Here is a 23,913-nt window from a genome sequence, read left to right as displayed (position 1 = left end):
ACAAGCAGTGAGGGGGAGGAAGGAGCCGCAGGGGTGAGTTTGGCATCCGATTTCAACCGCCAGGAGCGGTGGGAAAAGAAATCGGAGGACAAGAGAGCGCCAAGGCCCTGCCGCCCCCGAACGTCCGCTGTGCATGCAAAGCTAGCCTATAGCTCTGCGGCTAGCCTTGCATTACATGGGGAGAGTTGACCCTGCGAAGCGGTCAACCCCATAAGACCGAGCCACACAATGGCTCGAAGTTGAGTTGTAATCCAGCGAGCGCGATAAGAGTGAGCTGCCGCTCCGAGGGTGCACAAGCAGTGAGGGGGAGGAAGGAGCCGCAGGAGCGAGTTTGGCATCCGATTTCAACCGCCAGGAGCGGTGATAAAAAGAAATCGGAGGACAAGAGAGCATCAAGGCCCTGCCACCCCCGAACGTCCGCTGTGCAACACCCAAAAAGGTTTTCGCTTTTTTCGCAATTGGGTTACATTCCCCAACTTCGAGCCAAACAACATTTGAAAGGGGAGCATTCCCATGACTGATTCTATTACATTTACTAATCCCATCCTGGAGCAGCGTGCTGATCCGTGGGTGTACCGTCATACAGACGGTTACTATTATTTCTCCGCTTCTGTACCAGCCTTTGATCGGATTGAGATCCGGCGAGCTGAGACTTTGGAAGAGTTAAGAGATGCTGAGCCGGTAACGGCTTGGACCAAGCGTGACACGGGGCCGATGAGTGCCAACATCTGGGCACCGGAGATTCATTTTATCGATGGCAAATGGTACATACACTACGCTGCGGCTCACACCAGTGAGACCAACGAAGGACTGTTCGATCACCGTATGTATGTTCTGGAGAACGATTCCGCGAATCCACTCGAAGGAGAGTGGGTAGAAAAGGGACAGATACACACACGGTGGGAATCATTCGCGCTGGATGCAACGACCTTTGAACATAAGGGAATCCGCTATCTGGTCTGGGCGCAGAAAGATCCCGATATTGTGGGCAACTCGAACCTATACATTGCCGAAATGGAAAACCCATGGACGATACGCGGCGAACAGGTTATGATCTCTACGCCAGAGTACGATTGGGAGATCATCGGCTTTAAGGTCAATGAAGGAGCAGCCGTGATGCATCGGAATGGGCGGGTGTTTATCGGCTACTCGGCCAGCGCGACCGATTACAATTATTGCATGGGTCTGCTTACCGCAGATGAAAATGCCGATTTGCTTGATCCGGCCAGCTGGGCGAAATCACCCGAGCCGGTATTCCAGACTTGTGAAGCGAACGGCCAATACGGCCCGGGTCATAACAGCTTTACGGTGTCACCGGATGGCAAGACCGATATTCTGATTTACCATGCGCGTAATTACAAAGACATCGAGGGTGATCCCTTGTATGATCCGAACCGCCACGCTCGAGCTCAAGTGATTCGTTGGCGTGAAGATGGCACACCTGATTTCGGTGTTCCGGTTCCAGATGGAAAAGCAGTAGCAGAAGCAAAATAAGAGGACGTGTAACCTTTCATACGAGAGCCCTTGGTTAGCGAGTGATGCTGATTAAGGGCTCTTCTGTATGTGAACGATAAGATAGAGCAGTCTGAGTATCGATGTCTTGGATACAAAACAAAGCAACCACAACGATGACCTCTGCGTATGAGAAAGATACAGATTACGAAGTAGAACTTATTAGGAGGATCACATATGGATTCACGCGAGACATTGGACTTGGAGCTTGAACAGATTTTGAAATGGGAGAAACAGCAGAAAGACTTGTTTATTTGGGATAAAATCGGGCGTTTGCCCTTTGCGATGTTGGATAAAGTGATGCCTAAAGCGCTGAAACAGAAGATCGGAGATTCCCTGAACGACGTGGGTCAGTATGTGCAGAATGGAGGCAAGTTCCTTGTACAGAAGAAAAAGGTAGCCAAGCTGCTGCAAGAGGAAGCCGAGAAGTCCGGTTATTCCATGATGGATACGACCTATCGTCTGGAGCAGGATGCTGAAGCGGAGGGGACAGCGAAGATTCATAGTGTAGAGAATCTGCCACTTCAGGTGCTGGACCAGGTGGCTGATAACATCACAGAGAGTCGAACCAAGTTTGCCGCGGCTCAGGGAGCAGCTACAGGGTTTGGTGGCATTGTAACCATAGCAGCAGATATTCCGATGGTGATGGGGCTTTCCTTGAAGGTACTGCAAGAGATGGCTCTATGTTACGGGTATGATCCAGATGAACCGCTGGAGCGCATCTTTATTGTCAAATGTCTGCAATTCTCTTCCGCTGATATTGTAGGCAAGAAAGCGATCATTGAAGAACTGGCCGCCTACGACGATCCGGACAAGCCAATTGAAGTGGTATCGCAGATGCAGGGCTGGCGGGAAGTGTTTAACTCCTACAGTGAATCCTTTGGTTGGAAAAAACTGTTCCAACTCGTGCCTATTGCCGGCATGGTATTTGGTTCAGTAAGCAACAAAAATACGATCCGTGATGTAGCCGAAGCAGGTAAAATGCTGTACAAAAAACGGCTGATCCTTCAGCGTTTGAAGTAACATTACAGAAGAAGTTATATTACAGAAGAATATTTATATTGAAAGAGTTGAATTTGATATGTTAAACAAACAGGGGTTCTATGATCTTTTGGATCGCAATAATATCGTTTACGAAAGTATTGAACATCCCGCAGTATATACGATGGAAGAAATATTCTCTTATCAAATTCCACATACAGAACATATCGTTAAAAATCTGTTTCTGCGTGATGACAAGAAGCGCAACTATTATCTGGTGACGATTGCTGGAACGAAGTCCGTTGATTTGAGGAGTTTAAGCGAAAAGATACCTAGCCGCAAATTAAGTTTTGCCAGTGAAAAGGATTTGTTGGAATTCCTCCGATTGGAAAAAGGGCACGTCAACCCTATCGGAGTTCTCAATAATATTCAGAAAAACGTGACCGTAGTTTTTGACAAGGATCTAGTCGGTCAGAAAATCGGAATTCATCCGATGGAAAATACGGCGACGGTATTCCTTGAATTTGAAGATGTTCAGGCACTGATCACAGCTCATGGCAGCAGCGTTGTCATGTGTGATGTTGAATAGAACGTTTGTAGCTAAATACGAGAAAACAAATATAACAAAAAAAGGTTTCTGCCGTTCTGTATATACAGAGTTGGCGGGAACCTTTTTATTATGGTTAAACTTTTTAAATTGCTTGCAAATGCAGGTTACTCTTCACTACCATTTTCTTTAGCCCAGATATTCAGTAATTTATCGGATGGAAGCAGGAACGTGAAGATCCCGAGCAGGGGCAGGAAGCTGCACATCTGCATTACCGGTGATACACCGAAAACGTCAATCCAGTTGCCCAGCACGAGTGCGCCCAAGCCTCCCATACCAAATGCAAGACCAGTAATTAGACCGGAAACCGTTCCGATTTTGCCCGGAATCAGCATTTGCGCGTACACAACCGTAACTGAGAAGCTGGATAACATGATAAAACCAATAATGGTAAGCAGTACACCTGTCCAGAACAGATTCGCATAGGGCAGCAACAGCGCCAGCGGAGCAGCTCCAGCCATGGACAGGAAGATCAGATTACGTTTGCCGAATCGATCTGCCAGTGGGCCTCCGAAGAACGTACCAAGTGCTCCAGCAGCCAGGAACAAGAAAATATAGATCTGCGCGTCCTCTGTGGACAATCCAAAAGTATCTTTCAGATTAAACGCATAGAAGCTGCCGATGGAAGCGATATACCAGGAGCGAACAAAAACAAGCAAGATTAATATCGTGATGGCGGCAGTAATCTTTTTGCGCAAAGCAGGATTGGGTGCACGACGAGCAGCAGCCTGTCTACGCAGATATCCTCCCGATTGCAGCATACGTCCATACCAACGGGCTATGTAGATTTGAACTGCAATCCCCATGGCAGCAATGCCTGTGAATCCAATGGCTCCGAACAGTCCAAACGGGATAAAGATCCAGCGTGTAAGCAATGGGGCAAGCGATTGCCCAGCGTTACCACCAACCTGGAAGATGGACTGTGCCAGTCCACGGCGTTGACCGGCAGCCATGTGTGATACACGCGAACCTTCGGGATGGAAAGCAGCGGAACCCAGACCGACAAATATCACAGAGATCAGGACAGCCATATAACTGTCGGCGAAGGCCAACAGCAACATACCGGTAAATGTAAAACCCATGCCAATGGGCAGGATAGATGGTGTCGGTTTTTTATCAGCAAACCAGCCTACGACAGGCTGCATAATGGAAGCGGTAAAGTTGATAGCAAATGAGATCCATCCGATCTGAGTATACGTGAGATGCATGGAATCTTTCAGAATCGGAAAAATGGCGGGAATAACCGACTGGATCGAATCATTGAATAGATGGACCAAACTGATGGCAATAAGTATCCGGTATACGGTGCTTTGGGCATCCGATCCGGGTGGGGCTTTCGAACGCGCTGCGGCGTCCTTGGTTAATGTGGATTGTGTAGACATGTACAATTCTCCTTTGGTCGCGGTCACGAGGGATCAGCGCCTGATGTTGTATTCTATGCATGTAAGCATATTGTTACATAATAGGATAGATTGATTGGACCGACAAGGGGAACAAGAGAAAACGTACATTTACAAAAGAAACGTATTACTTTGGCATCTACTGTAAGAAGACCCATATTTATGTGTAAGAAGGATAGAGGAGGGATACATATGAAATCCTTATCACCTTATGAATCCGCCAAACGTGAGTTGGTGATGACTATTTTGTATATGGCTGTAATAACGTTTCAGGTTATCTATGTAGCACCGAAATCTCTATTTGCTGCTATCGTCATATTTATCATTTTTCAGTCAATTGGTGTGCTGATGTTGAGACATTACATTAGAAAAGTCAAAGAACTAAATAAAGATCAATCTACTTGAAAGTGACCCCAAGCTTAGGGTAGAGACGGAGGTTCTACAGGTTAAACTAAAAAGCCGAACTTCTTAAGCTATATAAGCTGAATTAATCATTTACAAGGTAACGGAGAGGACAGAAAAGACCTGAAAAAGCGAAGCGTTCGCCTAAAAGCTTTCTGAAGAAAGCTGCATCGGAAGCATACGCAATCCCCGGATTTTCCCCTTTTAGAAAAGGGAATGTAAAAAAATCTGGGGATAACAGCAATTGGAAGGTTGTTCTGTCATCGTAGTGTCAGTGTAAATAATCTTTAGTTCAACTTATATAGCAGAGTTCGGCTTTTGGCATTCTATGATTCTATCTTATACAGAATGGATGAACCTGACGATTTAGCGATTATCAATCGTCTCCGGATACATATCATGATTCATCATACGGTGGTCGGCCATCTGCTCGTACTTCGTTCCCGGCTTACCATAGTTCGTATATGGGTCAATGGAAATACCGCCGCGCGGTGTGAATTTGCCCCATACTTCGATGTAGCGGGGGTCCATCAGCTTGATCAGGTCGTTCATGATGATGTTCACACAGTCCTCGTGGAAATCACCATGGTTACGGAAGCTGAACAGGTACAGCTTGAGTGATTTACTCTCGACCATTTTGATATCAGGAATGTAACTGATATAGATCGTTGCAAAGTCCGGCTGACCCGTAATCGGGCACAGGCTGGTGAACTCCGGGCAATTGAATTTTACAAAATAATCGCGGTACGGATGTTTGTTATCAAAGTTCTCCAGGATGCCCGGATCATATTCAAACGTATATTTTACGTTCTGGTTGCCCAGCAACGTCACATCTTGCATCTCATCAGGTTGTCTCATCGGTTATTAAACGCTCCTTGTTTCCGTCAAAGCCGAAGCCTCGCGGTATATATAAATAGGCAATTTTTGCCTGTATAATTCTCTTCATTGTCTGAGGACCTTTCGCCCTCATCCTTACATCATGCCGCCCATTCCACCCATTCCACCCATACTGCCCATTAGACGCCGCGTTTATTGCCCCATACCAGCGTATGAAGCTGTGGAAGCACACGAACATTGTTCAGGTCATCGGAGGCACTGACTTGGTCGATCAGCCACTCATAACGAGCAAGCAGTGAGGACGCCAGATCTGGCGTATCGGCGGAAGTCACATCCGGGTTCCCGGTTTGTAAAAATAAATCCGTGCCCGGATACCGTGCATGCACACGGCGGGCATAGTCCAGGTCTGTCTCATCGAAGATCACGATCTTCAGACTATGACTTCGTTCTACCGGGCCAGCGGCCAGCCTTCCGATCAGATCATCCAGCACGGCCCAATCGGTGTCCATGCCGGAGCTGGGTGGCTTAGGCGAGACAGTGACTTCGTCAATGTCCGCCAGCCAAGGCTGCCAGCGGGAGCCCTGTGTCTCCACCGCGGTGCGGATGCCGTTCTCCCGCAGCAGGGCAACCAACCCGCCCAGCGAAGCGAGCAGGGCGGGATTACCGCCAGAGATGGTGACATGGGAGAAACGCGTGCCGCCAACGCGGCGCAATTCTTCCCATACATCCTCTGGCGTAATCATTCGAATCTGGTCCTTGCCACTGCCGTCCCAGGTAAAGGCCGAGTCGCACCAGGAGCAGCGATAATCGCAGCCCGCGGTGCGAACAAACATCGTTTTTTGCCCGATGACCATGCCTTCGCCTTGAACCGTCGGACCAAAAATCTCCATCACGGGAATACGAGCCTCTTTGCGAGATCCCGTCTCATTCACCTGCTGTGTCACACTACTCATGGATCATCCACTCCCGTCTCGCTTCCGCGTAACTGGTTGGTGTCTCGAAGAGTCGGACAAACTCCGTCCGCCCACCATCGGTCAGCCCGGCATAGGGCTCCGTCTGGAGCGCATGTTCCATCTGTTCGAACAGCCAAACGACCATATTTTCAGCCGTTGTATTCATTAAAGGAAGTGTCTCGTTGAGGTACTGATGATCCAGATATCCCTCGATTTGAGTTTTCCATATATCTTTGATATGTCCAAAATCAACCGTCAGCCCGGTCTCGCCCGGATAACCGCTAATGCCAAAAATAACTTTATACGTATGACCGTGCAGGTTCTTGCACTTGCCTTCATAACAATGCAGGTGATGTGCTGCGTCAAAGGTGAATTCTTTGCTTACAAGCACACGTTTGCGGTGATAGCGCAGCTGGGTGGGGAGAATATCTTCTCCGATGCGTTGCAGATGCTCTACAATACGGAATGTTCCTGGCTCTCTCATCGTACATCCACTCCAGTAGATCCGGCAGCACGTTGCTGTACATAACGATCCAGTCCGGCTTTGCGCAGTTTGCAGGCAGGGCATTCTCCGCATCCATCGCCGATCACGCCGTTATAACAGGTCAAGGTACGCTCGCGTACATAATCAAAAGCACCGAGATCATCGGCCATCTTCCACGTTTGGGCTTTGTCCAGCCACATGAGCGGGGTGTGAATGACAAATGGATAGTCCATCGACAGATTAAGCGTCACATTCATCGATTTCACAAATGAATCTCGGCAATCCGGGTATCCGCTGAAATCTGTCTCGCATACACCTGTAACCAGGTGACGTGCTCCTTTTTGCTTTGCCATAATGGCCGCAAAACTGAGGAACAGCAGATTTCGTCCATCTACAAATGTGCTCGGCAGTTCGCCTTCTTCATGTGTAATCTCCACATCCGTGCGAGTGAGCGCATTGGGGGCAAGCTGATTTAATAGACTCATATCGAGTACCGTTTGCTGTACGCCCAGATCACGAGCGATCTCGGCTGCACATTCAATCTCCAGCTTGTGGCGCTGACCGTAATCAAATGTAACAACCTCGACTTCGGCAAATTGTTGTTTGGCCCAGAACAGACACGTGGTACTATCCTGACCGCCGCTGAATACAACGACTGCTTTTTCTTCGTTCAACATAAAAAAACCTCTCTATCTTCTTGAGATCAAACCATGCACATAGGCATAGAGTGTCGGAAGAACAGAGAAGTTCATGAACTGGCATCCATCAAAAAACACACTTTCTCGATAACCGCTTCAAAAAAGCAGGCAAGAGTAAGTGTCCTTAGTTTTTTACGTACATGATTGCATGGTGACCGCAATGTGTACGCAAGACTTATACTGACCATCACATGGTCAAGTCTTATAGAGGGAGTTCGCGAACCTCTCCCATGCCACAGGCATGGATTTTCTTCTTCAATTGTCTGAACCATTATAACATGAAACCGCGTGGTGACCACCCCACTGGAGCATAGTGGCAGCTAATCGGTCGGCTCCATCAACTAACAGCTTATTTGATCAGTTTATTTGATCAATACATTGCCGAAAGGGATAACTTCTTTCAAAATTCGTTTGAACAGTCCCTCATCGTTAAGATCCTGTTCCAAGCGGTGATTCTCACGTCCAGCCTGAAAGAGTACAGACCCATGTCCTGTCATCTTCCAATGATAATTCATATGCTGACTGGCAAGGTTGTTACCATATACGGTGAGTTCAAGATGTGCATTTTCGGGATAGGCAATAATACTGCCAGCATCCACATAGAGCGGCGCTGTTGGGTGAAGTTCCTGTTGGCAGACCTGGCCTTGAGTGAGCAATCCGATCTTGCCTTTGCCGGAAAATTTCATTTTCACTGCATCACGGGTGATCAGCATGTTTTTGATTTTCTGAATTTTGGTATGCATGGTTACACCATCCGAGTAGAAGAACAGGTGGCGGAAGTCATAGAGCAGGTCACTGTCCTCCGTGAGCTCCACTTCCTTCATCGTGAATCCGGGAGGCAGGGCAGCCACAAATTGGCAAGGTCCGGTGATTTCGGATTTAATCAGCTTTTTTTTGCGATATATGCCCGTGATATTCATGAATTTGTCATTGCGACTCCCACTTGGACCGCGGAAGGCCACAATTTGCTGCGGATGCAAAATATGAAGGCGGTCATCTTTAATCAGTGAAAATGTGACGACTTGTCCTGCTCCGCCTGCTTCAGCATTGTTCAGGTGTATGTTCATGCAGTTGCTCCTGTTCTTTTATACTCGGCCGGAACGGCGACGCATTCCCCAGCGCATCACACGAATCAGAATAAAGTAACCCAATATGAGAGAAACGACAGTGATGATCGTCGTCTGAATTCGTTTGGTGGTAGCTGCTTTGGCATTCTGGTCGTCCTGTAATTTACTTACCATTTCAGTGAGTTTCTGGTTCTGAGCCAGCAGTTGTTCGTTCTGGGTCTTAAATGCTTCGACATTGGCCTGGGCTTGTCCCAACTGAGCAGACGTTTGATTTAATTGCTCCATTGTTTGCTTATAACTTTCCTGCAGAGCGTTCACTTCTCCGGGCAATTCGGAGACTCGCTCCCATCCGCTGTATATATCCGTAAAAATATTGGCACTGGCAGCACTTGCTGTCGAAGCGATCGAAACGGTAAATAGAATGCATGTGGTGAATAACACCCGAATGAAATAACCCTGAATGGATTTTGGCATTGTTAACACCTCTTTCTTCGGTTAGATAGATCAATCGCCGAATTCGTCGTCTATTGTTGAAATACGGCTCTTACATTATACGTCAAAACCGGGACGATGGGTTCAAGATGATATCGTTTTATTACCCGAAATATTTAAAATGATTTAGGAACAGGGCTGTTTAACTTACAAATCTGTGGGGTAATAGAACGATAGGCAAGCACACCGGACCGTTTTACAGATCTTTTACTTCAGTTCCGGGTGCATGCTATTCACAAATGCGCAATTTAATGAACGATACCAATATATCCGATTGAATATAAGATCGTGAACATGAAGGAGTAGAAACATATGTACACAACAGATCAGAACACATCAACCAAAACAATCATGATCACTGTGAATGGAGTGCCAGTAGGGCGTAAGCTGGTCATTGATAGTGTCACCTATGCACCGGTGAACGAAGCAGATGGTGTGCAATATTTACACAAAATGGGAATCGATCATCCTACTGTTTAATTTGGGACTTGTCATAGATAAGTGATTGATAAGCTTGGCCTAGTGCCAGGCTTTTTCGTCGTTTATTGTCGTATTGAGACGGATTTAGGGATATAAAACTAATATATTGGAAAAATTTAATGAGAACATGTGTTCCGTGACAATATAGTGTCCATTCACCCTGATAACTTAGAAGATAATACATATAAATCGGGGGAGAGACTACCAGTGAACTCAGTCTTTGAAGTATCTTATTCGTGGAATAAAGAGGCCATACCGACAGGGGGAGCCGACCCCGTATATATGATGGTAGAGTGGCGTAACGGTGCCCCTGCCAAAAGACTTAGGAAAATAGCACCCAAAATTGTATCAAGAGATTTGGAACTTTTGCTCAAACCGGAATATGGAGTACAGCTAAAAGGCATCTATGGATGTCGTTCCAAAGAAACGGATATTGGCTGGTTATTGAGGCTTGGGGATATGTACAAGGGAGAAAGTAAACAAATTTTGCTTGAATTCGTCATGGGACCCCATGCATCAGGAAAAGCTGCCGTATGTTCAGCCTACTGGAGCACAAGGAAGTTGAAGCAAAGTCAACGTGTATTGTTACGAAGAGAACAGTTGTATATTCAGTACACCAGTCATCTGGGCATGTTGCGACAGCCGGAAGATCCCAAGGTGGAGAAGACGATCAAATTAAGTGAAACCGTGCCCCTGATCAAACAAGCCCTGCGCGCCTACGAAAGAGGCCGGGTTCAAGAGGGAAGTAATATGTTGCGTCGTCGTGCTGATGCGTTGTTAATTGAAGCTGCACGGAAGCAAGATCTGGACTATTACACGGAAGCCGAGATCGTTGAAAAGTTGCGTTATCACTATGAGATAACGTTTACAACAGGATATCATGATCGTGAAAAAAAGATATTAGGGGAATAGGGTTGATTTCAGATGGTAACGGTATAGAGAGAGTCTACATATTTGAAGGTGAAGTTTAGGAGAAGGTCGAATGTATGTATCAATATCATATTAAACAATGGATGGAGTTGTATCAAATTTATTGAAACAACATCGTGGAGGGTCCGGCAAAATGACAGACCGACTAATCCGATTAATGCGCATTATCACACTGGTGCAGGCGAAGCCGGGCATATTGGCACGTGAGCTTGCCCAGCGATGCGAGACGACGGAAAGGACGATATACCGCGACATGGAGGCCCTCAGTGCAATGCATATCCCGATCGCCAATATGGGACACGGGCAAGGGTACATGTTTATCAGCCAATTTGCCATGTATCCGCTAAATTGGTCTGATGAAGAAGCCCAAGCTTTCATGCATCTTGCTGAAGTTATGGAGAATATTCGTCCTTTGCTGAAACCTGCTTTTGAGAGCGCTTATGAGAAAGTGGTTGCTGCGAGTCAGAAAAACAAAACAGAACGAGTGGAATGGTCGGAGCAAATTAGTGGATTGTTCAAAGCGGGATTGCCCGCATGGCAAAATGAAAACAACGATTCGCAGAATCAATCCCTGATTACCCTGCTTCAGGCTGGCATTTCACAGAACACCATTGAAGGGGAGTATCTGTCTCAAGGTAAAAAAGGGATCGTACGCATAGATCCTTACTGTCTTATCCCTCGTGAATACAGATTTGAGCTGTTAGGGTATTGTCACCTGTCGGAGAAACTTCGAATATTTCAGGTGAGCCGGCTGCAAAGGATACGGATATTGCCACGCACGTTTCGCAAAGAGGATTATCTGATGCAATCGCACTTCCGCATTCCTTGGGCATACGAGGGAAGTACGGAGTGGACTGCGTTCAAAATTCGATTTGCACCTCATGCTGTGGAGCGTGTGATGCAGGAGCAATTTTTTATGCGACCCATCCTAACCATTGAACCGGAAGGTAGCCTGTTATTTGAAGCCATATTAAGTGATGTTGACGAATTTCTCGTATGGATATCTAAATATGGACCTGATGCGGAAATTCTCGAACCTGAGATGTGCCGCATCAAGATGAAAGAACGCCTAAACTATTGGCAACAAATGTACAATAAAAGTTGAGATTAGAATGCCACCTATCCTAAGGCAAAACACGATTAAGTACTGTGCTGTTGACGGTTACTCTTTGGTTTTGAAAAGGCTTGCCAGATTGCCAAAAGGGGATTCTTTCTCTTCATCTTCTGTGGAGCTGGAATAGACAACCTTGGATGTAATGCCCTCATCATCGGCTGCACAGTTGTTTTCGAGAGTGAATCGGTCAAATTGATGCATAAACACCTTGGCTGTATTAATGGCATCATCCAAGGCACGGTGCTGGGTACCATCAAATTCAATTCCGCAGATTTCAAGAGCCTGAGCGAGTCCGAGTTGGCGGAACTTGCCTTCTTTACGAACGGTGCGGGACCATTGTTGCTGGAGATCGTTATGATTGGTGATCCAGGCCACATCAAGTTGATGGGTGCGACAATGAGAGATCAGTTTGCTACGGTCATCGGGTCCCCAGGAACACATGTAATAGGGGTCACTTCCCATCCAGGCAATGAATTGGTTCAATGCTGCCGGAAAAAGAGGGGCTGCATCAATATCTTTCTGCTGGATACCTGTAAACTGAATCGTGTCAGTGGACAGAACAGACTTATTGGAAGGACGAACATACGTATGGAACGTATCCGTTACAACCAATCCATCCGCACTTTCCGTAACTTTGACGGCACCGATATCAATAATTTCAGAAGAATAGCGAGTATTGCGGCTTACCGTGAATTCAAGATCATATATGATATATGGCATAGGACAAGCTCCTTTATCGATTAATACCTGTGATAGATTTCTATTTCTCTATATTACAGGGAACGTGCTGCCATGTCAGCCATCGCTAGAGAATTCATTGTAGTCAGGATGAACGAAACAGTCTGAGTGTTTAATGATCTTTCTAATGCATTTCCGGTTTTGGTAAGTCTTTACTTCGCAAAAAGTGGTCGTTATAATGAGGAAAGTTAGGGACTTTCCTATGTTTTGTTTGTATTTATGGCAACATAAAAGTAGAATTTTTCGTCTTATTATCAAAACTTCCTAACACCGTTTAAAGTGTTGGGGAGTTTTTTTATTGTTTATAGCATACTCATGTAGGAAAGGAGAAAAAGTTAGTTGGTTGTTGCTATAACATAGGAAAACTACTCACGAGTTAGTATTATTGAATTTAAAGTACATATGGAGGTTTGTGTCTTTGATTAGTAGAAAATTGAAAATAACAGCCATTACAGCTAGTGTGTTTATTGTTTTAATGAGCGCTGCATATGGTGCATTTTATATTTGGAACAAGAATTATAAATTTAATAATAATTATGTATGGCAGCCACTGGAGAACGTAGAATCTACATTAACCTTGAAAGATTCCTATAACGTGATTGTAGCTGGAACGGACCCTGAAGGTATTACCGCTGCCTTATCAGCTGCTCGTAATGGGATGCGTGTATTGCTGGTGGAAGCAAGAGATCGCAACATGTTGGGAGGATTGTTGACCGAGGGAGGTCTTAATACGCTGGATCTAAATTATTCCCCTGAACAACCGCAGTTATTGAGTAGTTTGCGGCAGCCTGATTTTTTGAACAAAGGCATTTTCCAGGAATGGTTTGACCAGATCGAGGGTAGTTCATTTGATACCAATACAGCGGCTAACATTTTCTATCGGATGGTTCGTTCTGAACCTAATATTGACCTGTTGATGAATGCTAAGGAATTAGTTCCCCTTACTGAACCATCTACGGGAGATCACACGACAATAACGGGTATGAGCATTACTAAAGAAGATGGAACAACGGTTCAGGTCTCAACCCGCTCCATCATTGATGCAACGCAAGATGCGGATATTGCAGCCGCTGCAGGAGTTCCATATTCCATAGGTAGACAAGATATTGGAGACGGTAAATCCAAAATGGTCTCTACGCTTGTATTCAAGCTGAGCGGTGTTACTGATGAGGTATGGCAAAAGTTTAGGGAAAGAGAGGGAACCGGGGTTGATAAGATGAGTGCTTGGGGGTACGGTGATGCTAGAAAATATGAATCCTCCAATCCACAACATATTAAGATTCGAAGTCTGAATATCGGAAGACAAAATGATGATACAATCTTGATTAATACGATGCAAATCTTTGGGGTAGATCCGTTAGATCCGATATCTGTGAAAAAAGGTCTGGAAATCGGGCGTAAAGAAGCCCCACTAATTGTTGATTTTCTGAAGAAAAATTATGATGAATTTGCAGGGCTACAATATGCTGGAACAGCAGACGAGCTTTACGTGAGGGAGTCACGTCATATCTATGGCGAGTACCGATTAACATTAGCTGATGTCATGGAAAATCGTGATCATTGGGATGCCATTGGATACGGCTCATACGATATTGATATTCAGAGCACGAGTGTTGGAAATCCCGGCACGATTATGTTGAGTCCGATTCAATATGGTGTACCCTTTCGCTCGCTTGTACCGCTAAAGGTTGATGGTTTACTCGTCGTTGGACGTGCAGCAAGTTTTGATACAATCCCACACGGTAGTGCAAGAGTTGTCCCACTGGGAATGGCAGAGGGAGAAGCAGCAGGAGCGGCGGTCAAGCTGGCATATATCCATAAGGAGTCCTTCCGCGAACTCTCAACTTCCGAAGAGCGAGCATCTGAACTGCGTAAGATGCTGGAGAATCAGGGTATGGATCTGAAAGTTCATCGTTTCGAGCAGCCTGATTATATGGAGCATAAGGATTACAAGGGATTGCTGGCTGCAGCGAGTATGTATATGACTTCAGGCAATTATAATAACGATGGTTGGGAACTGGATAAAGGAATGAATCCAGAACGATTTTTAAGTAAATTGAAAAGAATGCAAGCGATGTTTCCAGAAGCCTACACAGGCAGTGCCGACCAAGCTCTAGCAAATATGGAGAATGCCGTAACCCTACCTTTAACGTTGGATCAGGCTGCGTATATGTTGTGTCTGGCAATGGGATCTTCAGAAACGGAAACTTCACTTGAACAGGCACTTGCTCAATTACAAACGCAAAACTTTATAAGTGCCAACACGCTTGCTGGCATTGCTGACAAGAACAATCTTACCAATGGGGATGCGTTTATGCTCATTCGTGATGTAGTGGAGTATTATTCTGGAGTTGTATTCGACTAATTGGTTGACAATTACTTGTAAATGAACTAATGTGGTCAAAAATGATAACAGCGTTATAACGAGGACATGATTGTGCATGCCAGCTTCAACAGAGAGGGAACAGTGTGGTGCAAGGTTCCTGTAGCTGCTTCATAATTCCTACCTCGCGAGCTGCGGAAGAGAATGCCCATACAGGGTTGCAACCTCCGCCGGCAGGGCCCGTTATGCCCCGTAGGACTGCATGTTACAGATCGCATAGGTTGCGAACGGATTAATTTGCAGTTAAATAAGGGTGGTACCACGACACATTCGTCCCTTGACGGATGTGTCTTTTTGCTGTTTATGCGCCGTATTTGATAACAAAAAGGAAGATTAGGAGTGTGTTATGATGCGTCAAAGTGAAATGCTTATCCCAACATTACGTGAAGCGCCAGCGGAGGCAGATGCAGCGGGACATCGCTGGTTACTGCGTTCCGGTATGATTCGCCAACTTGCTGCGGGAATTTACAGTTATCTGCCCCTCGGACGGCGTATATTGTTAAATGTTGAACGGATTGTTCGAGAAGAGATGGATCGTGCCGGGTGTCAGGAGGTGTTGTTGCCGATTATGCAGCCTGCGGAGTTGTGGGAAGAATCCGGAAGATACACACAGTATGGTCCTGAATTGATGCGTCTGAAGGATCGTCATGCACGGGAATTTGCTCTTGGACCAACACATGAGGAAGTCGTAACCGCTTTAGCGCGGGACGAGGTGAGTTCGTATCGTAAGCTGCCATTCACCCTGTACCAGATCGGAACCAAGTTCCGGGATGAGCGCCGTCCTCGATTTGGATTGCTGCGTGGACGTGAGTTCATCATGAAGGATGCGTACTCTTTTGCTTCGGACTGGGAAGAGCTTGATCGGACTTATCAGGCGATGAACACGGCGTATAGTCGCATTCTGGAGCGTTGTGGTCTGGACTATATCCGTGTTGAGGCTGACGCAGGAACGATTGGCGGTCAAGGGGAAACACATGAGTTCATGGCTCTTGCTGATGTGGGTGAGGACACAATTGTAACCTGCAAACATTGTGGATATGCTGCAAATCTGGAGAAAGCAGATTATCAGACTTCTGGAGATATTGAGAAAAAAGAAGGAAGTTTGGAAGTTCCAGCCGACTCTGCGAGTGCAGACTCCGCGCTTCAAACGGATGAACATTCAGGAGCGGAAAAGGTAGTACGCATCTCCACACCTGGCGTTCGTACGATCGCAGAGTTAAGTTCCTTTGTTGGCGAAGGGGCTGAACATATGATCAAAACGCTGCTTTATGTGGCGGATGGTCAGCTCGTCGCTGCGCTTGTGCGTGGAGATCATGAACTGAATGACATCGCATTGAAGCAGGTGTTGGGGGCAGAGGAACTGATCCTTGCAGACGATGCAGCCATTGCGGCACATCCAAATCTGAAGGTAGGATTCCTGGGTCCGATTGGACTAAATCTGCCGATGGTGGTGGACGCTGACGTGGCTGTGATGAAGAGTGCAATTACAGGAGCCAATGAAGTAGATGTGCATGTTTCCGGCGTACGCCCAGGCATTGATTTTGCATTGGAGCGAGTAGAACGAATCCGTTTTGCTGCGGAAGGGGATGCTTGTCCAACATGTGGATCACCACTTGTGTTTACCAAAGGTATCGAGGTTGGACATATTTTCAAATTGGGAACGAAATATAGTGATGCCATGGGTGCTTCATTTCTGGATCGTAATGGTCGCCAATGCGCGCCAGTCATGGGGTGTTACGGCATTGGCGTATCCCGCCTGATGGCTGCGATAGCTGAACAATATGCAGGAGATGAAGGCATAAGATGGCCTGCCGCTGTTGCGCCTTATGATGTGCATCTGATTACAGTAAGTTGGAAGGATGAGCAGCAGCGTCAGCTCACTCTCGAACTGGAACAACAATTGATCGATGGCGGTTACACGGTATTGGTTGATGACCGAGATGAACGTCCGGGTGTGAAATTCAAGGATGCGGAGCTGATCGGATTGCCTGTGCAGATCGTTATTGGCCGAGGAGCAGCAGAAGGACAGGTCGAACTGGGATCACACGCACTTGCAGCATCAGGTGAATCGAAACGAATCGGTTTGGCGGCACAGGAAGCTGTGCTTTATGTGAAGGAACAGCTCACTTTCTAAATAAGTTGAACTAATCATTTACACAGAGACGGAGAGGACAGAAAAAATTTGAAAAAGCGAAGCTTTCGCCTAAAAGCTTTCTGAAAGAAAGTTGCATCGGAAGCATACGCTATCACCGGATTTTTCCCTTGAGAAAAGGGAATCAAAAAAATCTGGGGATAACAGCGATTGGAAGGTTATTCTGTCATTGGAGTGTATGTGTGAACATATCTTTAGTTCAACTTATATAGATCAAGGGGATTCGTTAATTATATGAGTTCATATAATAGTACCGAATATGATGCGGTAGCTGATTTTGATTGCTGAAATTCCAATGTGGGCATGAAAAAGAGGGCTAAAGGCATGCAATTTGGTAGGGTTTTATGAGTGATATCATACGAAATAACTATATTTGGACATATGTATTTAGTATACAAATGATTTTATGATTAAGGAATTAAAGATGATCATATGCAGGCGAATTTATGTGCAAGTATGCAATTTTGAGAAGATAGAGATGTCGAAATTAAATGTACAATAACCGCATGAACACGGTCATTCCGGAGAGTTTTTATATAGTTCGGTGTCGAAGGCACATGATAAAGTTGGTCCGTAAAGGCCTGACTGGGATTTATTTTTGCCTCAGATGATTGTCAGAATCAGCAGGATATGTCCACAGGAAATGTCCAAGTATCTGATGTGGTTTGATGTTTAAGAACGGAGATACAAAAGGGTGTCCCCTTAACCAGTAATCTGGCCTGAGGGACACCCTTTTTGTTATGACAAGATAGATCCGTATGTTGATGCACTATAAGCGGTCATGCCTATATGCACTTTGCTTTGCTTAGCTTAAGAAGCTGCAGGCAATTTCAATTGTTGACCCGGATAGATCCAGTGTGGATTTTTGATATTGTTCAGCTTTTGCAATGCCTGCCAAGTTGTGCCGTATTGTTTGGAGATAGAGTACAGGGAATCTCCGGATTTCACAACATGCAGTTTGGCTGGAGCAGGTTTGCTTGGCGTCGGTTTAGACGGTTTTTCCGGTTTTGGTGTTTCTGGTTTTGGCTTGGTTGGAGCTGGTGTTTCTGTTGCCGGAGTTTCCGGCTCTACTGCAGGTTTTTTCGCTTCACTGATCCGACCATCTGTTTTGATGTCTACAGCGCCAAGCTTCTGCATGTAATTGATCAATGCTTCGTCCAGCGCGCCATACATACCCGTAGTTGGATATTTGGCAAACATGGTGTATTCGTCACCACCAACAGCTGTGAAATCATTGGTTGCCAGTGTATACGTTGCTTCCGGATCAAGGGCTTTATCGCCCACGGTTACGGAATGTACACGGCTACCTTCAGCAGCGGAAGTGTCGATTTTGAACTTGATACCAGATACTTGCGGGAATCCACCGCTTGGTTCCGGGTAGGAAGCTACACCGACTTCAAGGGCTGCCAGAATATCGGACCCTTTCACTTCAAGGGTTACCACTTGATTACCAAATGGAAGCACAGTGATAACATCACCTTTGGTTACGATACCTTTTTCAATGGAAGCACGGATACCACCACCGTTAGTCAGTGCGATATCAGCGTTGCTGACATCACGAATTGCATCTGCAAGCAGGTCACCCAGGTTGGTTTCACCTGCACGTACCTGTTCACGTTTGCCATCCAGCAAAATGGCTGTATTGGCTACTTCTTCTTTCAAAATAGGCTCTTGTTCTTTTTGAATGGAGTTCACGAGAGCCGCGACTTTCTCATTCGGTTTGATGTCTTTTGCTTCAGTTTCATCAATTAATGTTGCTTGTTTCTTCGTTACTTTACCACCGTCTACCCACAGATCAATGACACCTACGTAGTTAGTGTATTCTCCTGCACTTGCGATCAATGTTCCGTTATCGGACACAAGACCGTCCTGCAGTATGGTGTGGCTGTGACCATCAATGAATACATCGATGCCAGGCACTTCTTTAACTACTTTTAAACTAGTATCCGTGCTGGATGCGTCTTGTCCAAGGTGTCCCAATACAACAACAACATCTACTTTGCTGCGGATTTCGTTTACCAGAACTTTGGCTTCCGCAGATGGATCTGTAATATCAAGACCTTCTACGTTTTTCGGATTTGTTTTATACAACGTTTCCGGTGTAGTCAAAGCGATGATACCAATCTTCACGCCATCCACCTCTTTAATGAGGTAAGGATCGAAGAGACGTGTTCCGTCTTTTTTCTTCACGTTGGCACTCAGCATGGGGAAGTTCATCATGTCTGCCAGTTCGATCAAGCGATCCGAACCATAGTTGAATTCGTGGTTACCCGGTACGATGGCTTGGTATCCCATTTCATTCATGAGTTTCACAATGCTTTCACCATTCACGAGAGTGGCAAAAGTTGTACCATGTACAGCATCTCCAGCATCAAGCAGGAGTGTGTTCGGGTTGTCGCTACGATATTTGTCAGCGATTCCAGCTACTTTGGCAAAACCCATAGCAGGTGAAGATTCAACTGCACGGGCATGCGTATCATTCGTATGTAGAATGGTAATGTGTTTGCCTGTGCCCGGAGTGGTATCCGTTGCAGCCGCGGCAATACCTACACTGCTAAACAGCAAACAGACCGTTAGCAGAAGTGAAACGTAATTCTTCCAGATTTTCATATGAATCCGAAACCTCCCATAATAATAATCTACTTGAGCGTTTACACAGCTCAAATAGTATTTTAACAGACTATTATTAGGAAATCTCGCGAATTACGTAAAAATAAGTAACCTGAAAGTGACATGTAAATCTGCTGCTGGAAAATATAATCTTTGGAAAGAACGTACGTTCTTAAAGAGTGTAAAAAAAATGCTGCGCTTCACGCGGCAGTCCGGTTCGTAAACAAAATTTCTCCAAAGATTCATCCGGTTCAGGCATCACTCCAGAGGTTAGCAATTGAATGGCAAAACGATTGGCCTGTCTTTCTAGCTTGCCTGGAGCAAAATAGGAGTGTTCCTCCAGAAAGAATCGATTAATCCCTTTATGAAGCCGGTCGTGTCCAAGCTCATGGGCGCATACGAACCGCTGCCATTCCGGCGGCAAATCATTGTGTATGACGATAAACCTGCGCCGGAGCTTCCGAAAGTACAGTCCTTTGGTGGACTTCCCCAAATTGGTGAAACGAATCTGTATTCCAACCGCACGGGCAATGCTGAACGGGCAGTTGGTCCGGTGTTTTCGAATCAGCTTTGTTACGATGTCATCCATATGATCTCACCTGCTGCCTCATTAAATTCAGCCTCATGGGCGATTGTCCGATTCGTCTGTCTTTTTGCGTTTGTTCATATGTTTGGCTTCCCAGAACAGACCTGTCAGCACATCCTTGATTCGTTTCTTGTCCTCTTCATCGAGTGGAATGCCGTCAAACATCAGATCATCATCGTCCTCCAGCATCTTTTTGAAATCACGACGGTCTTTGTATGTAGCCCATTCCGGTACATCCTGAAGTTCAGTGGAACTCCCTGGTTCAATATAGCCAGCCTGTTTCATCATCTCTGTATAGGGCACCGAGAGTGCGTCTGAAATCTTGCGGATGGTCGCTGGTTTTGGCACACCCCGGACCCCATTTTCAATACGTGAAATCTGCGAATTGCTTATTCCGGCTGCTTCGGCGAGCTGATTGATGCTGTATCCCTGTTGCTCGCGCAGTTGTTTCATATAAGGACCAAAAGCGTGCTCCACAATTATGCCAACTCCTTTGATTCGTACAAGTGCTTGAATTATAAAGAAGACAGTTGGATGTGGGGGAGGTAGATGTGCGTTCTATGCGCCGTTCCGGATTCGGATCGTTCTTTTGATCGCTGTTATCCCCGGATTTCCTGTTTCCCTTTCCTAAAGGGTGAAATCCGTTGATAAAGGCGAACGCTTTGCTTCTTCAAAATCGATTCCGTCTCCTTCACTATGTATGCGCGTGATTCACACCTAAGTCCATTCCCGAGAAAATCTCGGTGGCTTCTTTATAAAAATCAAATGACTTATACGGAAGTTCATTAATTAAACAGTACTATAACGTATATATACCATTAGGTAAAGAGATATGAAACAATTATGCCAAAAGGCATAGGAAATGAGAGCGAAGGTTTTATTTTATCGTCAAAACGAACCAAAATGAAGGTTTACTCCGATCTCCAGAAAGTGGTATCCTCAAATAGAAATACGAACACTATGCGAACAAAATGTAACATTGTCACAGGTTGGAGTTAAAAAATGACCCTTGAAGAAGGAAATTCCCCGGATTATACCGATTTGGAGTGATTCCAAAAGGCAACAGTGGGAAATTGGAGACATGTCGTTATTTATTTAGGAAACTGGACAACTCTATGAATAAGAGTGTTTTACCATCGTGCAAAGTACGATGGCAAAACAACATGACGTGAACGATAGAGTGAGAGATATGAATGGAGTAAAGAACACTAAAGGAGGAAGATAAATATGGAATTGATGCTGCCCGAATTGGACCGACGCAAAACACAAACAGCTGTTGAAGCTGCGCTGGAAAAATACCGAATCTATAAAACGATTGCATTTGAAGAACGAGAGGTTATGGTGACAGCAAGTTATGCCGAGCGTTTCCACGGTGCAACCAATGTGACGGGGGATTCCACGGCGAGAACGGCGATCTACAATGTGGACGTGCAGCGCGCGCGTCAGGCATATTGCGATACGATTGATTTTGTTGTGTCCCGGTTGAGTGAAAAGGAACGTGTACTCGTCTGTGAACGATATCTGAAAGACGATGATGTGTTTGACTATAAAGTGTATAACCATGTGTTTGATCCGCCTGTCAGCAAGGATACGTACACGAAGATTCGTACACGTGCTTTCTATAAAATGGCACTGGCTCTGTCAGACAGAGGTCTGATTAATATGGAGCCTTTGTCTGTGTCCCGCAAAGAGCGTCAGAAGCTGGGCTGAGTGAAACGAGTAAGAAGTTGATCCTTTAATATCCAGGATGGATTGGTTACAATAGTTGAACAAACCACAGTTGGCATCAACCAAAGGAGAGAAGTCTGCCATGTCGGAAGAAGTCGGAATGCAGGAAATGGTCACGTTGAAGACAATCGCGGAAACGCTCAATACGTCCAATGATCTGAACTTAATGCTGGATACCGTGGTCGGCAAATTACTGGAGTTGACCGGATTAACGGCAGGCTGGATGTTTCTGATTAATGAACGTGGAGAATATACCTGTGTTTCGGATTACAATCTGCCCCCGGCATTACTGCGTAAAGATAAGGAGCCCATGCGAACGGGTACCTGCTGGTGTGTGAACCGCTTTAAGGATGGTCAACTCAATCATGCGGTCAACATCATTAACTGTAAACGGTTGGAGGATGCGGTGGAATTCCAATGGGGAGATACCCATGATATTACCCATCATGCAACTGTCCCGTTAAGGTCAGGTGAGAAGATGCTCGGCCTGCTCAACGTGGCTGCGCCAGCCAAGGAACATTTCAGCGACAGTGAACTGGCGCTGTTACAGGGCGTGGCGTACCAGATTGGTAGTGCGGTAGAGCGGATGAGATTGTATCGCACGGAGCAGCGACGAGCTGATCTGTATGCCAAGCTGGGGGAGTTCAGCACGGCCTTGGGTCTTGCAGTGAACGAATGCAGCAATTCTGATGCTTTTTCTTTAAAAGTTGTACAGCTGCTTGGGCAGCATTATGATTGGCCTTTTGCTACAATTATTCAGCAGAAAAACGGAATGTTCGTCTTGCAGGCAGCCTATGCGGATGATAAGGTTCGAACGTTATCAAGTACTCCGTTATCTTCAGAAGTGACGGGCCACATTAACCATGTAATTAAAAGTCATCGTGCTACATCTCTGTCTGGGACAGAGATCGCTGAGATATTTAACTTGTGCAAGTCTGAACAAGTTATGAATTCCATTGTCTCGGGAATTGCTGCTCCCCTTCCATACCATACGCCAGGGGAAATGGGAATTCTGGTGATCGGAATAGGGACATCAGGTCCTGTGCAGGCGGACCGTGAAGTGCTGGAGGCATTGGCCGAACATATTGCTGCCTCATGGGAGAGTCTGAAGCTGGCGGAGAATCGCCGCGAACTTGCACGAATGGAAGAGAGAAACCGTTTGGCTCGGGATCTGCATGATTCGGTTAATCAGATTTTATTTTCACTATCGTTAACTGCTAAAGGCGCGGAAAGTATGTTATCCGGTTCTGAGCAATTGCACCCGGCAGCGGAAGCGATGAAGGATATTCGGGCTTTATCTCAGGAGGCTCTCAAGGAAATGCGCGCATTGATTATGCAGCTCCGTCCCGCGGGACTGGAAGCAGGGCTGCTCCATGCGCTACAGGAATACGGCATCCGCCAGGGTCTTCAAGTGGTATTGAATCGGACGGGAATGCGGTCTTTACCGCGTAATATAGAAGAAGCATTGTGGCGAATCGGACAGGAAGCACTGAATAATGTACGGAAACACGCGGATGTTCCTTCTGCTGATGTCACCCTCAAGTTAAGTGATCATGAAGTGGTGTTCACCGTCACAGATCAGGGAAAAGGTGGTGCGAACAGGCCAAAAGTGTTGCCTGGAAGCTCCCTTGGCCTGTCCATTATGAAGGAACGGGCTCAATCGCTCGGGGGCAGCTTAGAAATAGTGAGTTCTTCCCGCAAGGGAACAACAGTAACGGCAGTCATTCCACTTCCGTTCGAATCTGTATAAAGTCAGGGG

The 23,913-nt window shown here is 46.0% G+C and carries 23 protein-coding genes; 12 read left to right on the top strand and 11 right to left on the bottom strand.

Annotated elements, in window-relative coordinates; all coding sequences use genetic code 11:
• From FE296_RS33535 to FE296_RS24625, 4 genes are all read left to right on the top strand, one after another.
• Nucleotides 1–189: hypothetical protein (locus FE296_RS33535; protein ID WP_223869020.1), on the top strand; the 189-nt coding region annotated here is incomplete at its 5' end.
• A gap of 324 nt (nt 190–513) precedes the next feature.
• Nucleotides 514–1,494, top strand: coding sequence for a glycoside hydrolase family 43 protein (locus tag FE296_RS24635; RefSeq protein WP_150366648.1), 981 nt, complete (start codon nt 514–516; stop codon nt 1,492–1,494).
• A gap of 195 nt (nt 1,495–1,689) precedes the next feature.
• Nucleotides 1,690–2,535: an EcsC family protein gene (locus FE296_RS24630; protein ID WP_124117103.1), complete on the top strand. Its 846-nt coding sequence runs from the start codon at nt 1,690–1,692 to the stop codon at nt 2,533–2,535.
• A 58-nt stretch (nt 2,536–2,593) separates the two neighbouring features.
• Nucleotides 2,594–3,082, top strand: a complete 489-nt coding sequence (locus tag FE296_RS24625; protein WP_124117102.1) for a prolyl-tRNA synthetase associated domain-containing protein — start codon at nt 2,594–2,596, stop codon at nt 3,080–3,082.
• A 125-nt stretch (nt 3,083–3,207) separates the two neighbouring features.
• Here FE296_RS24625 and FE296_RS24620 read toward each other — a convergent pair whose 3' ends face one another.
• Nucleotides 3,208–4,482, bottom strand: a complete 1,275-nt coding sequence (locus FE296_RS24620) for an MFS transporter (RefSeq protein ID WP_124117101.1) — start codon at nt 4,480–4,482, stop codon at nt 3,208–3,210.
• Nucleotides 4,483–4,692: 210 nt separating this feature from the next.
• On the opposite strand from FE296_RS24620, the gene FE296_RS24615 reads away from it, so the two are divergent.
• A complete protein-coding gene (locus tag FE296_RS24615; protein WP_150366647.1) occupies nt 4,693–4,905 on the top strand; it encodes a hypothetical protein in 213 nt (70 codons plus the stop codon).
• Nucleotides 4,906–5,268: 363 nt separating this feature from the next.
• On the opposite strand, the gene queF is transcribed toward FE296_RS24615, so the two are convergent.
• From queF to FE296_RS24585, 6 genes are all read right to left on the bottom strand, one after another.
• Nucleotides 5,269–5,760, bottom strand: a complete 492-nt coding sequence (gene queF / locus FE296_RS24610; protein WP_124117099.1) for a preQ(1) synthase — start codon at nt 5,758–5,760, stop codon at nt 5,269–5,271.
• A gap of 158 nt (nt 5,761–5,918) precedes the next feature.
• Nucleotides 5,919–6,692, bottom strand: a complete 774-nt coding sequence (gene queE / locus FE296_RS24605) for a 7-carboxy-7-deazaguanine synthase QueE (protein ID WP_124117098.1) — start codon at nt 6,690–6,692, stop codon at nt 5,919–5,921.
• Entirely contained in the window at nt 6,685–7,176 is a 492-nt protein-coding gene (gene queD, locus FE296_RS24600; protein ID WP_100530025.1) for a 6-carboxytetrahydropterin synthase QueD, read from the bottom strand. The genes queE and queD overlap by 8 nt, the downstream gene beginning before the upstream one ends.
• On the bottom strand, nt 7,173–7,850 hold the full coding sequence (queC, locus tag FE296_RS24595) for a 7-cyano-7-deazaguanine synthase QueC (protein ID WP_150366675.1): 678 nt from the start codon (nt 7,848–7,850) through the stop codon (nt 7,173–7,175). Before queC ends, queD begins: the two co-directional genes overlap by 4 nt.
• A 386-nt stretch (nt 7,851–8,236) precedes the next feature.
• On the bottom strand, nt 8,237–8,941 hold the full coding sequence (locus tag FE296_RS24590; protein ID WP_036668803.1) for an AIM24 family protein: 705 nt from the start codon (nt 8,939–8,941) through the stop codon (nt 8,237–8,239).
• An 18-nt stretch (nt 8,942–8,959) separates the two neighbouring features.
• On the bottom strand, nt 8,960–9,415 hold the full coding sequence (locus tag FE296_RS24585; protein ID WP_124117096.1) for a hypothetical protein: 456 nt from the start codon (nt 9,413–9,415) through the stop codon (nt 8,960–8,962).
• A 330-nt stretch (nt 9,416–9,745) separates the two neighbouring features.
• On the opposite strand from FE296_RS24585, the gene FE296_RS33005 reads away from it, so the two are divergent.
• The 3 genes from FE296_RS33005 (at nt 9,746) to FE296_RS24575 (ending at nt 11,948) form a co-directional block, all read left to right on the top strand.
• The gene (locus tag FE296_RS33005; protein WP_190945519.1) at nt 9,746–9,913 is read left to right on the top strand and encodes a hypothetical protein; all 168 of its coding nucleotides are present in this window, start codon (nt 9,746–9,748) and stop codon (nt 9,911–9,913) included.
• Nucleotides 9,914–10,120: 207 nt separating this feature from the next.
• A complete protein-coding gene (locus FE296_RS24580) occupies nt 10,121–10,825 on the top strand; it encodes a hypothetical protein (protein ID WP_124117095.1) in 705 nt (234 codons plus the stop codon).
• Between the two features lie 151 nt (nt 10,826–10,976).
• Entirely contained in the window at nt 10,977–11,948 is a 972-nt protein-coding gene (locus tag FE296_RS24575; RefSeq protein ID WP_167483751.1) for a helix-turn-helix transcriptional regulator, read from the top strand.
• Between the two features lie 57 nt (nt 11,949–12,005).
• On the opposite strand, the gene FE296_RS24570 is transcribed toward FE296_RS24575, so the two are convergent.
• Entirely contained in the window at nt 12,006–12,677 is a 672-nt protein-coding gene (locus FE296_RS24570; protein ID WP_150366646.1) for a 3'-5' exonuclease, read from the bottom strand.
• A gap of 436 nt (nt 12,678–13,113) precedes the next feature.
• Between FE296_RS24570 and FE296_RS24565 the strand changes: the two genes are divergently transcribed.
• Together FE296_RS24565 and FE296_RS24560 are read left to right on the top strand one after the other, a co-directional pair.
• Nucleotides 13,114–15,060: an FAD-dependent oxidoreductase gene (locus FE296_RS24565; protein WP_223869019.1), complete on the top strand. Its 1,947-nt coding sequence runs from the start codon at nt 13,114–13,116 to the stop codon at nt 15,058–15,060.
• Nucleotides 15,061–15,427: 367 nt separating this feature from the next.
• Nucleotides 15,428–17,212 (top strand): proline--tRNA ligase, encoded by a 1,785-nt coding sequence (locus FE296_RS24560; RefSeq protein ID WP_124117092.1) that lies wholly within the window; start codon nt 15,428–15,430, stop codon nt 17,210–17,212.
• Between the two features lie 828 nt (nt 17,213–18,040).
• On the opposite strand, the gene FE296_RS24555 is transcribed toward FE296_RS24560, so the two are convergent.
• The 3 genes from FE296_RS24555 to FE296_RS24545 form a co-directional block, all read right to left on the bottom strand.
• Nucleotides 18,041–19,840 (bottom strand): 5'-nucleotidase C-terminal domain-containing protein, encoded by a 1,800-nt coding sequence (locus FE296_RS24555; protein ID WP_150366645.1) that lies wholly within the window; start codon nt 19,838–19,840, stop codon nt 18,041–18,043.
• Between the two features lie 172 nt (nt 19,841–20,012).
• Nucleotides 20,013–20,429: an ImmA/IrrE family metallo-endopeptidase gene (locus tag FE296_RS24550; protein WP_017690190.1), complete on the bottom strand. Its 417-nt coding sequence runs from the start codon at nt 20,427–20,429 to the stop codon at nt 20,013–20,015.
• Between the two features lie 33 nt (nt 20,430–20,462).
• Nucleotides 20,463–20,906 carry a helix-turn-helix domain-containing protein gene (locus FE296_RS24545; RefSeq protein ID WP_124117090.1) on the bottom strand — a complete coding sequence of 148 codons (444 nt, stop codon included), beginning with the start codon at nt 20,904–20,906 and terminating at the stop codon, nt 20,463–20,465.
• A gap of 747 nt (nt 20,907–21,653) precedes the next feature.
• On the opposite strand from FE296_RS24545, the gene FE296_RS24540 reads away from it, so the two are divergent.
• Complete coding sequence (locus tag FE296_RS24540; RefSeq protein ID WP_017690187.1) at nt 21,654–22,136, top strand: ArpU family phage packaging/lysis transcriptional regulator; 483 nt, start codon at nt 21,654–21,656, stop codon at nt 22,134–22,136.
• 55 nt (nt 22,137–22,191) lie between these two features.
• Complete coding sequence (locus tag FE296_RS24535; RefSeq protein WP_223869018.1) at nt 22,192–23,904, top strand: GAF domain-containing sensor histidine kinase; 1,713 nt, start codon at nt 22,192–22,194, stop codon at nt 23,902–23,904.
• Nucleotides 23,905–23,913: the final 9 nt, after the last annotated feature.

Origin of the sequence: Paenibacillus sp. UASWS1643 (assembly GCF_008693195.1) — a bacterium.
In the GTDB taxonomy this organism is placed as follows: Bacteria; Bacillota; Bacilli; order Paenibacillales; family Paenibacillaceae; genus Paenibacillus; species Paenibacillus amylolyticus_B.
Note: the sequence above shows the minus strand (reverse complement) of the source record. Positions and strands in the feature narration are given on the sequence as shown.

Bases quoted from the DNA above. Each gene is read 5' to 3' on its own strand.
- FE296_RS24570 (WP_150366646.1), bottom strand. From the start codon at position 12,677: ATGCCATATATCATATATGATCTTGAATTCACGGTAAGCCGCAATACT.
- FE296_RS24620 (WP_124117101.1), bottom strand. From the start codon at position 4,482: ATGTCTACACAATCCACATTAACCAAGGACGCCGCAGCGCGTTCGAAA.
- queF (WP_124117099.1), bottom strand. From the start codon at position 5,760: ATGAGACAACCTGATGAGATGCAAGATGTGACGTTGCTGGGCAACCAG.
- FE296_RS24625 (WP_124117102.1), top strand. From the start codon at position 2,594: ATGTTAAACAAACAGGGGTTCTATGATCTTTTGGATCGCAATAATATC.
- FE296_RS33005 (WP_190945519.1), top strand. From the start codon at position 9,746: ATGTACACAACAGATCAGAACACATCAACCAAAACAATCATGATCACT.
- FE296_RS24575 (WP_167483751.1), top strand. From the start codon at position 10,977: ATGACAGACCGACTAATCCGATTAATGCGCATTATCACACTGGTGCAG.
- FE296_RS24550 (WP_017690190.1), bottom strand. From the start codon at position 20,429: ATGGATGACATCGTAACAAAGCTGATTCGAAAACACCGGACCAACTGC.
- queD (WP_100530025.1), bottom strand. From the start codon at position 7,176: ATGAGAGAGCCAGGAACATTCCGTATTGTAGAGCATCTGCAACGCATC.
- queE (WP_124117098.1), bottom strand. From the start codon at position 6,692: ATGAGTAGTGTGACACAGCAGGTGAATGAGACGGGATCTCGCAAAGAG.
- FE296_RS24630 (WP_124117103.1), top strand. From the start codon at position 1,690: ATGGATTCACGCGAGACATTGGACTTGGAGCTTGAACAGATTTTGAAA.
- FE296_RS24635 (WP_150366648.1), top strand. From the start codon at position 514: ATGACTGATTCTATTACATTTACTAATCCCATCCTGGAGCAGCGTGCT.
- FE296_RS24615 (WP_150366647.1), top strand. From the start codon at position 4,693: ATGAAATCCTTATCACCTTATGAATCCGCCAAACGTGAGTTGGTGATG.
- FE296_RS24540 (WP_017690187.1), top strand. From the start codon at position 21,654: ATGGAATTGATGCTGCCCGAATTGGACCGACGCAAAACACAAACAGCT.
- FE296_RS24585 (WP_124117096.1), bottom strand. From the start codon at position 9,415: ATGCCAAAATCCATTCAGGGTTATTTCATTCGGGTGTTATTCACCACA.
- FE296_RS24590 (WP_036668803.1), bottom strand. From the start codon at position 8,941: ATGAACATACACCTGAACAATGCTGAAGCAGGCGGAGCAGGACAAGTC.
- FE296_RS24555 (WP_150366645.1), bottom strand. From the start codon at position 19,840: ATGAAAATCTGGAAGAATTACGTTTCACTTCTGCTAACGGTCTGTTTG.
- FE296_RS24560 (WP_124117092.1), top strand. From the start codon at position 15,428: ATGCGTCAAAGTGAAATGCTTATCCCAACATTACGTGAAGCGCCAGCG.